At 31.9% G+C, this 14,990-nt stretch carries 16 protein-coding genes and 1 tRNA gene; 4 read left to right on the top strand and 13 right to left on the bottom strand.

The genetic code is table 11. The features are described 5' to 3' along the window. Positions 1-40: 40 nt before the first annotated feature. Positions 41-625, bottom strand: a complete 585-nt coding sequence (locus WC663_03465) for a hypothetical protein (GenBank protein MFA6296387.1) — start codon at positions 623-625, stop codon at positions 41-43. 128 nt (positions 626-753) lie between these two features. Between WC663_03465 and WC663_03470 the strand changes: the two genes are divergently transcribed. Next, a complete protein-coding gene (locus WC663_03470) occupies positions 754-2,904 on the top strand; it encodes a bifunctional (p)ppGpp synthetase/guanosine-3',5'-bis(diphosphate) 3'-pyrophosphohydrolase (protein MFA6296388.1) in 2,151 nt (716 codons plus the stop codon). Between the two features lie 44 nt (positions 2,905-2,948). On the opposite strand, the gene WC663_03475 is transcribed toward WC663_03470, so the two are convergent. Further along, positions 2,949-3,872 (bottom strand): ParB/RepB/Spo0J family partition protein, encoded by a 924-nt coding sequence (locus tag WC663_03475; GenBank protein MFA6296389.1) that lies wholly within the window; start codon positions 3,870-3,872, stop codon positions 2,949-2,951. A gap of 132 nt (positions 3,873-4,004) precedes the next feature. Next, positions 4,005-4,793 (bottom strand): AAA family ATPase, encoded by a 789-nt coding sequence (locus tag WC663_03480; GenBank protein ID MFA6296390.1) that lies wholly within the window; start codon positions 4,791-4,793, stop codon positions 4,005-4,007. Between the two features lie 87 nt (positions 4,794-4,880). Between WC663_03480 and WC663_03485 the strand changes: the two genes are divergently transcribed. Together WC663_03485 and WC663_03490 are read left to right on the top strand one after the other, a co-directional pair. Next, positions 4,881-4,962, top strand: a tRNA-Leu gene (locus tag WC663_03485). Positions 4,963-4,968: 6 nt separating this feature from the next. After that, positions 4,969-5,556, top strand: coding sequence for an LAGLIDADG family homing endonuclease (locus WC663_03490; GenBank protein MFA6296391.1), 588 nt, complete (start codon positions 4,969-4,971; stop codon positions 5,554-5,556). Positions 5,557-5,613: 57 nt separating this feature from the next. Here WC663_03490 and glyA read toward each other — a convergent pair whose 3' ends face one another. The 10 genes from glyA to WC663_03540 form a co-directional block, all read right to left on the bottom strand. Then, positions 5,614-6,849: a serine hydroxymethyltransferase gene (gene glyA, locus WC663_03495; protein MFA6296392.1), complete on the bottom strand. Its 1,236-nt coding sequence runs from the start codon at positions 6,847-6,849 to the stop codon at positions 5,614-5,616. Between the two features lie 93 nt (positions 6,850-6,942). After that, positions 6,943-7,542 (bottom strand): L-threonylcarbamoyladenylate synthase, encoded by a 600-nt coding sequence (locus tag WC663_03500; GenBank protein ID MFA6296393.1) that lies wholly within the window; start codon positions 7,540-7,542, stop codon positions 6,943-6,945. Positions 7,543-7,612: 70 nt separating this feature from the next. Beyond that, a complete protein-coding gene (locus WC663_03505) occupies positions 7,613-8,341 on the bottom strand; it encodes a sugar phosphate nucleotidyltransferase (GenBank protein MFA6296394.1) in 729 nt (242 codons plus the stop codon). A gap of 38 nt (positions 8,342-8,379) precedes the next feature. Then, positions 8,380-9,033 carry an HAD hydrolase-like protein gene (locus WC663_03510; protein ID MFA6296395.1) on the bottom strand — a complete coding sequence of 218 codons (654 nt, stop codon included), beginning with the start codon at positions 9,031-9,033 and terminating at the stop codon, positions 8,380-8,382. Between the two features lie 64 nt (positions 9,034-9,097). Then, positions 9,098-10,087, bottom strand: a complete 990-nt coding sequence (locus WC663_03515) for a gluconeogenesis factor YvcK family protein (GenBank protein ID MFA6296396.1) — start codon at positions 10,085-10,087, stop codon at positions 9,098-9,100. Positions 10,088-10,458: 371 nt separating this feature from the next. Beyond that, positions 10,459-12,276 carry a glutamine--fructose-6-phosphate transaminase (isomerizing) gene (glmS, locus tag WC663_03520; GenBank protein MFA6296397.1) on the bottom strand — a complete coding sequence of 606 codons (1,818 nt, stop codon included), beginning with the start codon at positions 12,274-12,276 and terminating at the stop codon, positions 10,459-10,461. Between the two features lie 116 nt (positions 12,277-12,392). Further along, the gene (locus WC663_03525) at positions 12,393-12,653 is read right to left on the bottom strand and encodes a hypothetical protein (protein ID MFA6296398.1); all 261 of its coding nucleotides are present in this window, start codon (positions 12,651-12,653) and stop codon (positions 12,393-12,395) included. Next, positions 12,646-12,963, bottom strand: a complete 318-nt coding sequence (locus WC663_03530; GenBank protein ID MFA6296399.1) for a hypothetical protein — start codon at positions 12,961-12,963, stop codon at positions 12,646-12,648. Before WC663_03530 ends, WC663_03525 begins: the two co-directional genes overlap by 8 nt. Beyond that, on the bottom strand, positions 12,963-13,268 hold the full coding sequence (locus tag WC663_03535; GenBank protein ID MFA6296400.1) for a hypothetical protein: 306 nt from the start codon (positions 13,266-13,268) through the stop codon (positions 12,963-12,965). The genes WC663_03530 and WC663_03535 overlap by 1 nt, the downstream gene beginning before the upstream one ends. Before the next feature lie 79 nt (positions 13,269-13,347). Next, positions 13,348-14,157 (bottom strand): C39 family peptidase, encoded by an 810-nt coding sequence (locus tag WC663_03540; GenBank protein ID MFA6296401.1) that lies wholly within the window; start codon positions 14,155-14,157, stop codon positions 13,348-13,350. 120 nt (positions 14,158-14,277) lie between these two features. On the opposite strand from WC663_03540, the gene WC663_03545 reads away from it, so the two are divergent. Beyond that, positions 14,278-14,976 carry a uridine kinase gene (locus tag WC663_03545; protein MFA6296402.1) on the top strand — a complete coding sequence of 233 codons (699 nt, stop codon included), beginning with the start codon at positions 14,278-14,280 and terminating at the stop codon, positions 14,974-14,976. Positions 14,977-14,990: the final 14 nt, after the last annotated feature.

A 14,990-nucleotide genomic window follows, 5' to 3' on the forward strand; every position in this document is an offset into this window, starting at 1 on the left:
CAGGGTTTTTTATGAATAAAAAAAATCACCTTTCAGGTGATCAACGAACTAAGTACGATTGAATTAACATTTTTTGACCAAAAACAAATTCATGTCTGATTGCCTCTATCGCTTGTTCTAAATTTTCTCCACTCTCTTCCGCCTTTTTCAACTGACTCGCTAATCTCAATAAATTTTCTCTTCTTTGCTTAAAGACCTTCACATCGAACTTTCTTCCTAGATCAATTATCTCATTAAAAGTAACAATCATCATACCAAGCTTGTACTTTATATTCAGAATTTTATCATGAGACATCCTTTCAAAATGCGCCTCTCGATTTCTTTCTTTCAAAAGATGATAAATAACAAATCCAAATGATGTGCAACCAATTAAAACTGGCAACAAAAGGATCTTGTATCCAAAAATATCAGCTGTAAAAAGAAGAATTAAAGCTAGAATTAAAGCACAAAAAGTAACAATTAATGCAATCAATTTGTTCTTGTATTCAGGATCTGAAAATGATTTCTGATAAATAGTTTGTGCTTCTTCATATTCGTTATACACTCTTAACAATTCTGGATCGATTTCGATTGGCAATATTTTTTCTTCCACTTTCCTTCCCCTCCTTGCTGTAAAGAACAACATCAAAATTTAACATAATCTGAAATTACTGTCAATGACAATATTTCCTAATTACTAGTAACTGGTTACTAATTACTAACTACACAATTTGACTTGATGATTATTTAATTTTATGATAATACTATCTTGCTATGGATACAAAACTTTTTTTCGACAAAGCAAAAATATTATATCAAGAAAATGAGCTTGAACAAATCAAGAAGGCTTTCACTTTTGCCAATAATTGCCATGCTGGACAATTCCGCGAAAGCAAAGAGCCTTATATTACCCACCCTCTTAAAGTGGCTCTTTTTTTAATTGACATGAATCTTGATGCAACTACAATTATTGCAGCCTTACTTCATGATACAGTTGAAGATACATCAATCAAGCTCGAAGATATTAAGAAAGAATTTGGCAATGAAGTTGCAAAATTAGTTTCAGGCGTTACAAAATTAAAACAAGCTGTTGTTTATCAAGAAAATATTAAAAGCTATTCCGCAGAAAATATCAGACGAATGTTTTTAGCTATGGCTCAAGACATTAGAGTTGTTCTAATTAAATTAGCTGATCGCTATCACAATATGGCTACTTTAAATTATAAAGAGCCAAAAAAAAGACAAGAAAAAGCGCGAGAAACATTAGATATTTATGCTCCATTAGCCAATCGTCTTTGCATGGGCGAATTAAAAGGACAATTGGAAGATTATGCCTTTCCGATTCTGATGCCAAATGAATACAATTGGGTCAAAAGTTTAACACAAAAGAAAATTGAAGAAAGAAAAAAATATATTAGCAAAGTAATTATTGATCTAAAAAGAAAACTTAAAAACGCAAATATTGAATACATTGATATTCATGGACGTGCAAAACACTATTATAGTCTTTACAAAAAATTATTGCGCAATAATAAAAATATCAATGAAATTTATGATATCGTTGCTTTAAGAGTTGTCGTTAAAGATGTTCCAACATGCTACACAGTTTTAGGATTTATTCATCAAAACTGGCGACCATTAATTGGCAGAATTAAAGATTATATTGCTTTACCGAAAACAAATGGTTATCAATCAATTCATACAACTGTCATCAGACCTGATGGCGAGATCATTGAAATTCAAATTAAAACATCAAAAATGCATGAAGAAGCAGAATGCGGTATTGCTGCTCATTGGCAATATGACGAAGCTGGAAAACCCAAAAATCCTGCTAGATTGCCAGCTGAAAAAATTGCTTGGATTAAAAAATTGACTGATTGGCAAAAAGAATTGCCGATCAAAAATCGTTCTGAAAAATTTGCCGAATCTCTTAAAATTGATATTTTTAAAGACAGAATTTTTGCTTTTACTCCAAAAGGCGATGTCTTAGATTTACCAGAAAATGCCACGCCAATTGACTTTGCCTATCAAGTTCATACCGAAATTGGTCATCGTTGTAAGGAAGTTTGGATAAATGGACATATTGCATCGCTAGATAACAAAATTAAAAATGGCGACGTTGTAAACATCATTACTTCATCTATTGCAAAGCCAAAAAGAGATTGGCTAACTTTTGCTAAAACAAGCATTGCTCAAAGCAAAATCAAAACTTGGTTCAAACAAGTTAATAAAGACAAAAATATTGCTTATGGTAAAAAAATCCTGAACAATGAACTTGCTCAACTTGGACACAAACCAATTGAAACTGTCCCAAAAAATAAAATAACAAAAGCACTTCAAAAATTGAATTATATTGATTTAGATGGTTTATTTACCGCGTTAGGCGAAGGCGAAATTAATTTGAATCAAGTTATTAAAGCTGTTTATGAAGAAAAAGATATTCTAAAAAAAGATGACAAACAATTCCTTTTCTTCAAAAAAGAGCCTCAACCTCGTGCAATAATTTCCGACACAGGAGGATTTTTAACAAAAATTGCCAAATGTTGCAATCCAACGATTAATGACAAAATTAAAGCTCATATTACAAGATCTGAAGGAGCAAGTATTCACAAATATAATTGCAAAGAATTAAAAAAACCAGACCAAGGAAGAATAGTTGATGCTTGTTGGGACCAAGATCTTAAAGAAAATTATCATGCAAAGATTGAAGTCGAAAGTTTAAATCGCATTGGTATGATCAAAGATATTGCCACACTTTTATCTAATTTTGGAGTAAATATTGAAAACTTTCATTCAAAATCAAATCCAAAAAAAGACACCTTTATTATGTGTCTTCATCTTGAAATAAAAAACCTCGATCAGTTTTTCGAGGTTTTACACGAAGTATCAAAAATTGAAGGAATAATTGACGTACGAAGGATTTAAAAAATTTATCTGTGTATCTGTGTAAATTAGTTAAGTTATCTGTTTCAGATCTGTGGCTTTCCTGCTATAACTTCCATAATATTTCCTAACTCTTCTTCAGAAAAGAAATCAACTATAACTTTACCAGATTTACCAGTCTTCTTGATTTCTACCTTAGTTCCTAGAGATTGGGCTAAACGCTCCTCATAATCCATAATTAGAGGAGTTTTTTGACTGAATGATCTAACATGATCTTTTACTTTTACTTTTTTCGCACCACTTTCAGAAGCCCGAACACTCAAATTGTTCAACAAAATACTCTTAAATAATTTCAATTGTTCTTCCTCTGTCTTCAAACCCAAAATAGCTTTTGCATGTCCAAAACTAATTTTCTTATCAAAAATTGCTTTTTGAATTTCTTGAGGCAAAGTTAATAATCTTAAAGTATTTGTAATAAACGCTCTGCTCTTGCCAACTTTTTTAGCTACATCCTCTTGTTTTAAATTGAATTCATCAATTAAACTGCTGTATGCCAAAGCTTCTTCCATCGGATTTAAATCTTGTCTTTGAACATTCTCTACCAAAGCCATTTCTAATTTCTGTTGCTCATTTAGTTCTCTTACAATTACCGGAACTTGCTTTAAACCAGCCAACTTTGATGCCTGCAATCTTCTCTCACCTGCTAAAAGCTGATATTGATTATCAAAAACTTTTGTCGCAATCAATGGCTGTAAAATTCCATGAATTTTAATTGATTCTGCCAATTCTTTTAATTGCTGTTCATCAAAATATTTTCTTGGCTGATGCGGATTTGGTTCAATAAATTTTGTATCAACTAAAACAACAGATTCACTCAAAGCTGGTGAAAACTTTTTCAAACGTTCAACTGTTTTTACATCAGTATCTTTTTTTTGATTATCTTTAACAAATTGATTTTTCTTCAATGGAATCAATGACTCCAAACCTCGTCCTAAACTCTTATTTAACATAAATTTTTTATTTTAACAATTTTACTTTTTTATCAGCTTATTAATTTTATCAATTTTATTATTTTTATCGTTTATTAATTTTACTTAGTTTTACTAATTTTATTTTCGTTTAGTCTAACCAGTCTAACTTATCTAACTTCGTTCTAATGTAACTTTTGCTTCATTCAGCACTTCAACTACTTCTTTACCAAGTCCGCGATACGCTCTCGCACCCTTAGACCAAGACGCATATTGTAATATAGATTTTCCAAAACTTGGAGCTTCAGCTAATCTTACATTTCGAGGAATTATTGAATCAAAAACTCTAAATGGAAATTTTGTCCTAACTTCAGATACAACTTCTTCCGATAATTTAATTCTTCGATCATGCATTGTTAATAATACTCCTAATATTTCCAAATTTGGCTGTAAATTGTCTTTTATTAGTTGAATTGTTTTTAATAACTGTCCTAAACCTTCCAATGCATAATACTCACATTGTACTGGAATTAAAACATAATTTGAAGCAACTAAACTGTTAATTGTCAATAAACCTAAAGATGGAGGACAATCAATCAAGATAAATTCAAAAAAATCTAATTTTTCTAAAGCAGTTTTTAATCTAAATTCTCGATCACTTACATTCACTAATTCAATCGTTGCTGCAGCAAGAGCCTGACTTGCTGGCAACACAAAAAGATTTTTAACAACTGATTCCTGAATTACCTCTTTAATTTCTGCTTTTTCTGTTAAAACATCATAAATCCCTCTTGTTTTTTCATTAACTTCCAATCCCACTCCAGAGCTTGCATTACCCTGTGGATCAAAGTCAACGATTAATACCTTCTTTCCCATTTCAGCCAAAGCAGCAGCAAAATTAATTGTTGTAGTTGTTTTTCCCGTTCCACCTTTTTGATTTACAATTGATATTATATTTGACATATGTGTATATAATCATACTATAATTATTTCAAATTGACAACAACGTAAATTCAAGATAAAATTGATTTAAAGAATTTTTATTTTTACGCCGAAGTGGCGGAATGGTTTACGCGCACGACTCAAAATCGTGTGGACTCTGTCCATAAGGGTTCGACTCCCTTCTTCGGCATTTTAAATGAATAAAAAAGTTCTAAATTCAAACAAAGAATTACAAGCTTATATTATTGGAATAGCCTTGGGCGACGGTAATCTATCCAATCCAAATGGCAGAGCAACAAGGTTAAGGATATTCTGCGACACAAAATATCCTTTTTTAATTAAAAAAATTTCTAAATCTTTACAAAAACTATTACCATCAAATAAAGTTAGTACTAGCTATAGTAAATTTGAAAATTGTGCAACCATTAGTTGCTACTCAAATTATTGGCCAAAATTATTAGGTTGGCAAGCTAAAGAAGGCTCAAAATTTAAACAAAAAGTATTTATACCAAATTGGATAAGAGAAAACAAACAATATACGATAAACTATATAAGAGGTCTAATTGAAACTGATGGTAGTATCTATCTAGATCGAAAATATAAAACAATGATGTTCGTTTCCAATATTTCAAATCTAGCTAATGATTTTTTCAAGTGCGTTATATCTTTAAACTATAAGCCTCGATTCTATAAAATAAAACAAGATAATAAGGCAATATATCATATCAGATTATGTAAAAAAATTGATGAATTCCTAAACCTTGTTAAACCAGAAAAAAGATAATCAAAAACGACTCACGCGAGCCGTTTTTTGTTATTTAGTTATTTTGTAATTTAAAATTTATTTCATTCCCGGCATCTCAAACTTCCCACACAACTTTTTGACTTCATATTTAATCCTTTTTAACACTTTTTCATTGTTAACATTCTCGCTAACCTCTTTCATCCATTCTGCAATAATTTTCATCTCTCTTTCTTTCGTACCTAAGGTAGTTACAGCTGGCGTTCCAATTCTTATTCCAGATGGATCAAAAGGCGAACGTTTGTCATAAGGCACAGTATTAGCATTACATTCAATTCCTGCCTTAATCAAAGCAGATGACATCTGTTTGCCAGATAAATTTTTGTTAGTCATATCAATCAAAATCAAATGATTGTCAGTTCCACCTGTTACCAAATCAAAATCATAATTTAATAATTCTGTAGCCAAAGCTTGAGCATTTTTAATAATTTGTTTGGCATAATTTTTGAACTTTGAAGTACTTGCCTCTTTCAATGCTACCGCAATCGCTGCTGTTGTATTATCATGTGGTCCGCCTTGAAGGCCAGGAAATACTGCTCTATCAATTGCTTTTGCGTGTTTTTCCTTACACATAATCATTGCTCCTCTTGGTCCTCGCAAAGATTTGTGTGTTGTCGTTGTTACAACATCAGCATAAGGAACTGGACTTTGATGAAGATTTGCTGCAACTAAGCCAGAAATATGGGCAATATCAGCCAAAAACAATGCATTAACCGAATCGGCAATTTCTTTGAATTTTTTAAAATCAATTTTTCTAGGATAAGCAGTCGCACCAGCAACAATTATCCTTGGTTTTTCTTGTTTTGCCAAGCTTAAAATTTTGTCATAATCTAACAATTTTGTTTTTTCATCAACAGTATACTGAACTGCACTAAAAAATTTCGCAGTAGCTGACACTTTCCAACCATGCGTCAAATGTCCGCCATGTGGCAAACTCATTCCCATTATTTTTTCACCTGGTTTTAATAAAGCAAAATAGACTGCCAAATTAGCTGGAGAGCCAGAATATGGCTGAACATTAACATGATCTGCTCTGAACAACTTTTTTGCTCGGCTTATTGCTTCCTCTTCAATTTGATCAATAAACTCTTGTCCTTCATAATATCTTTTTCTAGCATAGCCTTCAGAATATTTATTTGTCAAAATTGAACCAGTTGCTTCTAAAACTGCTTTGGAAACATAATTTTCCGAAGGAATTAATCTAATTGATTCAGCTTGCCTTTTTTCTTCTTGCTTAATCAACTTATAAATTTTTGGATCCGTCTTTTTTAGCATAATTTTTTTCGTTAATTTCTAATATCCGAATATCTTATTTATAAACAAAATTTTAAAAAATTAACCAGAACTAAGAAAAAACGAGAAATAGATCTAATATTTAATATTCAATATCCGAATATCCCCTTGTCTCAAAATCTTAACTTTTTCTCCAGTTAAATCAATAACAGTAGAAATACACCCAAAATTTAATTTTCCGCCATCAATCACCAAATCTGGTTGTTTTTCTTTATTAGTAAACTGAGCTTTAATCTCGTCAACAGAATAACAAGCTTTTTCATTGGCAATATTTGCGCTTGTTGCTGTCACTGGAAAATCAACATTCTCCATAATCTTTTTAATTATATCATTATTTGAAATTCTAATTCCTAAACTATTTTTAACAAATGGCATTTTCTTTTTTACCTTCAAAACTAAAGTCAAAGGACCAGGCAAATATTTTTCAGCTAATCTCATCGCTTCACCATTAAATTCAACATATTTTTTTGCCATCTCAATATCTCTCATAAAGACTGACAATTCTTTGCTAATTTCTCGCTGTTTAATTTCAAAAACTTTTTTTACAGCCTCATCACTCAAAGCATTAGCTAATAATCCATACGCGGTTTCAGTCGGCGCAACAATAACTTTATTATTTTTCAAATATTCAATAATTTCCAAAATATTTATCTCAGCTAATTTTATTATATTCATAAACAATTTAACAATATAACAATGAAGCAATTTAACAATTAACTAGTCTAACCAATCTAACCAATTTAACTTATTTAACAATCTGCCTCGCCCTTTCAAGCTCCTCGGGTCTATTTATTCCCATTGTATGCTCAAAATCGTCAGTGATAACAGTATCTAATTTCAATCCCTTTTTATTCATAATTTCAATCAAATCAGTCAAATAATATTCTTTTTGAACATTATTATTGCTAATTAAATCTAAATTTTCCAATAATGCTTTAGCCTTAAAACAATATACTCCGGTATTTATTTCCTTAATTTTTAATTGCTCTTCCGTTGCATCTTTTTTCTCAACAATTCTTAAAACATTGTTACTCTCATCTCGCACAATTCTGCCATATTCTAATGGATCTTTTAAATTTACGCTTAAAATACAACCATCTAAATCTCTTCCTTCACATTTTGTAACTAAAGAGTTTAACATTTCCAAAGTCAAAAAAGGTGCATCACCAGGAGCAATTAGAACATATCCATCGAAATCTTTTATTTTTTCTTTTGCCATCATTACCGCATGTCCAGTTCCTAATTGTTCTTTTTGTTCAACATATTCTACTCTATCTTTTAAGTAATCTTTAATTAAATCTCCTCTAAATCCAATTACCAAAATGATTCTGTCCGCTCCCAAATCTTCCATTGTTTTAACTTGATACTCTATCATTGGCTTGTCTCCAATCATAAGCATTACTTTTGGCCTATCAGTACAATTCAATCTTGTTCCTTTTCCAGCTGCTAAAATCAAAGATGTTATGTTTTTCATAGAACTTTATAACTTTAAAAACTTTATAAACTTTATAACTAAAGTATACACTTAACAATATTTGTCGCTTGATAAAGACCTTTTACAGTAAAATTATTTAATTCTGCCTTACTTTCAGAATATTTGCCTCCTGGTCTTTCAATCTTAATCGCAATAATATATGAAAAACCTCTTTTTATATAATCAATATTTTCTGGTACATCCTCTATGATTGCAATTTTTTTATCTCTGTTTTCATTAATCAGATCTTTCAAAATATCCTTTTTCAAACCACCTTCTCCTTCTGTCAACAAAACTTTTGTAAAAAAACCATTTATCTTACAATTATCAATTTTTGGTTGTTGAAATCTTTTTACTCCTAATGATACCAAAAATAATTCACAATCATCTTTTACGCTTTCCAAAAAAGAAATCACATCTTCATACAAATAATTTTTTGAATTAGCAACTAGGCCATTGACTTCTGTCATCAAACTTTTTATATCTGTAATTTCGCCTTCCAACAATCTAACATGCAAAGCCGGATCATACGGTCTTTTTAATTTTTTTCTAATATAATTATAAGTCTGCTCATACCTATCAGAAGTAATTCCATAACGCAAAAAAATAGTCTTCAAATGTCTTTTGAAGAGCTCGGTATTAAATATCGTATGATCAAAATCTAATATAACTATTTTATCTTTTCTTAACATAATTTAAAATCGCTGATTTAACGCTGATTTCGAACGCTGATAAACGCTGAATGACAACGCCTGATTACACCAATTCAAATAATATTTTTGCCAATTTTTTAGAATCATGATGAATCAAACTCCTTATCAAAACATCAGATTTCTTTTTCTTATAAGCTTTTCCTAATAAATCAGCACCAATATAATTAATTTTTTGAGTATTTTTCTGATTCAAAAATTCAACAAAATTTCCTTTTATTTCCGTATGTTGTTTAAGTATTTCTAAACTAGGCTTGGTTTTATTATATATGACATAATCCAAAATTCCAAGCCCCAAATATTGTTCCAAAACATCTACATGGTCCTGAACACTAAAATTGTTCGTCTGTCCAAACTTAGTCATTATGTTGCTGACATAAACAATTTTGGCTCTAGATGCCTTTAGGGCATTAGCAATACCAGAAACACATAAACATGCAACAACAGAAGTATATAAATCTCCAGGTCCAATTACAATCAAATTTGCCTCTTTGATAGCCTTTAAAACACTAGGATTTGCTTTAATCTTTGGTTCAATCCAAGCCTTTTTTATCTTCAAATTGCCATCAAAACCAATTACTTCATCAATATTGGTTTCTGATTTTATGACTTGTCCATTTTCAAGTTCTACGCATAGATCAGCTCTTTTCAAAGCTACAGGCATTATCTTATCTTTTATTTTTAATTCTTTGCATAATTCTTCAATCGCCTTTTCAATATCACCAGATTTTTCTTGTAAATTCGCAATAATAATATTTCCCAAATTATGACCCTCAAATTCACCTTTTTCAAAACGAAAATCTAAAATATCTTTCCACGTTTTATTTTCCGGCATTAAAGCTAACAGCATTTTTCTTAAATCACCCATCGGCAATAAATCCTTATTTTCTTTCAATAATCTGCCAGTTGATCCTCCACTATCAGTCACTGGATAAACACTAGTTAATTGAACATTTTTGTGCACTTTTAACCCACCCAAAACAACACTTGCTCCAGTTCCACCACCAATATAGATAATTTTCTTGACTTTTTGCATGAATAATAATAAACTTTAAAATCAATTAAATTCCTCGCCACAAAAGGAAGGAGGAAAAACGATGAGGCAGACATTTGAAAAGCTAATGGATAAAATAGCAGAAAGCCTTTCAAGAATCTTCGGTCTCATTCTCGTACTTTACGCTATTTTGTTCTTCATTACTTCAATTTTTGTAACAGTAGTTCTTCGCGCCCCAATCCAAACAGAACTGATCTTCATGAATTTCACCACCCCATTCATCATTCTTGAAGGCATCGGCTTTCTATGGATCGGAAACGCTCTCAAAACAAAAACTCTATGTCCTTTCTAACCTCGCCCGAGGTTTTTTTAATTCGAAAATAATTAGAATATAATTCGAATAAAAATTAGAATTATTCAACAGTCACACTCTTTGCCAAATTCCTCGGCTTATCCACATCCAATCCTTTGATTTCTGCAATATGATAAGCCAGCAATTGCATTGGCACAACAGTTAACAATGGCTCAAGCAATTCTATAGTTTCTGGAATATAAATCACGTCATCTGCATATTTTTCAATGTCAGTATTTCTCTCTGTCGTAATAGCAATAATTTTGCCTTTCCTTGCTCTTATTTCTTGCATATTACTAATTGTTTTGTCATAAACACTATCTTTTGGAACTATGAAAAAACATGGAAAATTTTCATCAATCAAGGCAATTGCGCCATGTTTCATTTCTCCAGCAGAATAGCCTTCAGCATGAATATAAGAAATTTCTTTTAACTTCAAAGCTCCTTCCAATGCCATAGGATAATTAAATCTTCTACCTAAATACAAGAAATTTTTGTAATCACGATATTTTTCTGCTAAATTTTTTATTTTGTCATTTTGTTCTAAAATTTTCTTTATCTTTTCTGGAATTTTCTTTATCTCTTCTGCAATATTTTTTCCTTCCATGAAAGACAAATTTTTAAGTCTACCAAATTCTAAAGCCAAGATTGATAGAACAGTAGTTTGCGCCAAAAAAGCTTTTGTTGAAGCAACGCCAATTTCTGGTCCAGCATGAACAAAAACTCCGCCATCAGTTTCACGAGCAATCGTTGATCCAACAACATTAGAAATTCCCAAAACTTTAATACCCTTTCTCTGTATTTCTCGCATTGCTGCAATTGTGTCAGCTGTTTCACCAGATTGCGATATTACAAAAACAAGAGTATCTTTATCTAATAGAATTCTTTTATAACGCAATTCTGATGCGCATTCGACTTCACAAGGAATTGACGCGCATTCTTCAATCATGTATTTTCCAACCATTCCAGCATGCAAAGCAGTACCGCAAGCAATAAAAACAATTCTTTTGACTCTTAACATTTCTTCAATTGACATATTTAAACCGCCAAGATGAGCCAAACCTTCCGAAGATACAACTCGACCAGCTGAAGCATTTTCAACTACTTTTGGCTGTTCAAAAATTTCTTTCATCATAAAATGTTTAAAATCTTTCTTTTCAGCTAAATCCTGTTGCCAATCAATTTCATGAACTTCTGAATTAACTTTTTTATCATCAATTGTAATAGTATAAAAACCTTCTTTTGTAATTTCCACAATCTCATTTTCTTCAATATAAACCACTTTTTTCGTATAAGGAATCAAAGCTGTCGCATCAGACGCAAAATAATTTTCTCCCTCACCAACTCCCACGACTAATGGACTACCATGACGAGCTGCAACAATCCTATCTGGTTCAAGTGAAGAAATAACAACAATACCATATGTTCCATCAATGCAAAGCAAAGCTTTTCTCACTGCTTCTTTCAAATTTCCTTCATAATATTTTTCAATCAAATGGCTTAAAACTTCAGTATCAGTTTCTGATCTAAATTTATGACCTTCTTTAATCAATTGCTCTTTTAATTTGGCAAAATTCTCAATAATCCCATTATGAATTACTGCAATTTTTCCTTCACAATCCAAATGAGGATGAGCATTCTGATCTGTTACTCCTCCATGAGTTGCCCATCTTGTATGACCCATTCCAATTGTTCCAGCAAGATTAGTCATCTCTAAATTCTGGCCAATTCTGCCAACGCTTTTCACAAAATTAATTTTTCCATCACTGATAGTCGCCAAACCCCAAGAATCATATCCACGATATTCTAATTTTTTCAAACCATCAACTAAAATCGGTGATGCTTTTTTATTTCCGATATAAGCTATTATTCCGCACATGTTTTTAAAATTAAAAAGTAAAAATTAAAAAGTAAAAAAAACTATAGTTATATCAATTTAACATATTTTTTTTGCTATCTCAAGACATAAAAAAACCAGTAAAAACTGGTAATCACTTAATGTACACGAATCTCCTCGTTTAATTTTGTAGCTCGTGAAATCAACTGAGCCAAAATATTTCGGAAATCATTCAATTGTGCACGATCAGACAAAACTATTTTCACCAACTTTGCTTTTCTACATGTATGTTGATCAATTGCTGCAATCATTTTATCAAGCAAAGGATGTTGCTCGCCAAGTTGTTCACGTACAATTTCTAACAATGAATGAGCTAAAGTATAATCAAATGATACTTCAATCTTATCTTTTTCAAACATTTTTCCTTCCCTCCTTGGCTAGGGAATCGGCATGCAAACGAATTCCAGCATCTAAAATAGTCATTTCTTTGTGCAAAATCTTCCATGCCTCTCTCAACCTCAAAAATTGCACATCACCTGCCGGATTATCCGCAAAAAACAAAGTTGCTTCTTTCAATTCATCATTTCCACAATGAATCATCGCCTCTTCCAAACTTTCTGTCAAAACCAAAGAAACTTGATCTTCTGCTTCAAACAAACAATCATGCAAAGCAACCAACAAATGTCTTCCGCATCTCAATCTTCGCATTCCATCCATTTCTTCGCTCATTACTGTCCTCCTCCCTCTTGCTCAATAAAAACAGATTTTGAAAAATTATCTACCTCACTAGCCAATTGCACAACATCTTTCATTAAACTAAAGGTCGCCCTCTGAAATTTCGCTAATTGCTTTCGACCATCTTCATCATCCGGAAATTGTAACAACACTACTTCTTCTTTTGCTTCTTCTATATAATCAGACAAGAAATTGTATAGAAAACTATCCCAAAGTTGACCCCCTCTAAAAACTTCTCGCAAAGCATACAACACGCTAAGCTTGCAAGAAACTGTCAAATTATGCTTCTGGCTTGGCATTCTTTCTCTCCTCCTTTTCTCGTTGTTAAAGTACGATATCTAATCTCCGTAATTTCCGAATTTCCAAATATCCGAATATTTATTTCTTTATAACTATCATAACTTTTTTTCCATTCAACATCGAACTTGGATCATAATCATGAATCGCATTATACAAATTATCAAAAGTATATCTAAATTTAAATCCTTGCCAAATTCCTGGATCATTTGTAATAAATCCATTTTCATCAAATCCAACAATTACCAAATTATGGTAAACAGGACCAGGTGCCGTAAAATGAGGATTAGCAAGCATTTGTCCAGCAGTTGGCGCTAAAACAACATTTCCTTGCGCTAATTCTTTCTTTATATCTTCAACTGTAATATCATATTTAGCTTCAACATTCTTATAACCATAATACTCTTTTGCTAATCTGACAATATCTTCTGCCTTCAAATCAAAATGTCCACCCCAATTTTGTACTTGCCAATCTACCATATCCAAAATTTCCTGATTAGCTACATCTTTAGGAATTTCTAAATTCAAATATTCTCCTTTCAAATAATGATCAATCATCATCAAAGATGCTTCCTCACAAGCTTCCTGCCAAGGCTCTGCCCAATTCTGATATGGCGCTTGGCATGTAAATGGAGCATCTAGATCACAACTCGCAGGCATTACAAATTCTGGTTTCTTTTTTATATCTTTTTCGTCATTTTGATTCTCTTCAGCTACAATATTCTCTGAACTAATATTTTGTTCAGATTGATTTTCTATATTTAGCGACTCATTATATTCATTTATTTCAGATATTTCTTGAGGTTGAAACATTTTTACCAAAAACAAATCAATAGCTACAAGAATAGCCAACATTAATATTACAATTCCAATTTTTGATACTTTTCGCATAAATTTGACTTGACGAACTATTCTAATATCTTAATATGAATTAAACAAGGCTTTTTCTCGTACCCTAGCAAAAGCCCGCTTTCGCCATAGTTCAATGGCAAGCGGACAATGGAGGAAAAAGTGATCATCCAACCAAAAGTAAGATTATATAGGCCATCAATTTATGATATCATTGCAATCACAGGAGCAAGTGGATCAGGCAAGGGAGAGGTTGCAAAAAAAATTATTGCTGCTGTTGGCGAAGAGTACGTTGGGCATAACGAATTAGATAATTTTTATCTTGATCGCAGCGATATGCCTCCAGAAGAAAGAGAGAAGCTGGATTTTGATGATCCTAATAATTCTCTTGATTGGTTCGAAGTTATTCATTTTGTAATGTGCTTAAAGGAAGGAAAACCTGTTGAAATGCCTCTATACGATTTCGACAGCCATACTAGAGTTACCAGGCCAGAGCCACTCATCATCACGCCAAAACGCTTTAATCTTATTGACAGCCATATGGCTCTTTGGCATCCAAAACTTAGAACACTTTACCGCAAAAAACTATTTGTTGATCCAACACTAGATATTTGCGGTTTCAGAAGACAAGATAGAGATACTAGACCCAAAGAAGAAGGTGGTCGTGGCAGAACGAATGAATCAGTTCGCAAACAATGGCCAAAAGTTAGTCGTGCCTTCAAAATTCACTTCGAACCAACCAAAGAATTTGCTAACATAATTATTCCCGAAGGCGGCAACAACGAAGAGGGAATTGATTTTATTATCGGTTGGATGAAATATCAAATCATGATCGAAGCTCAACAAACTCAAACAGCCTAAACGCTCATTCACTC

The sequence above is a fragment of the Patescibacteria group bacterium genome (assembly GCA_041662665.1).
Classification (GTDB): domain Bacteria; phylum Patescibacteriota; class JABMPQ01; order JABMPQ01; family JAQVVF01; genus JAQVVF01.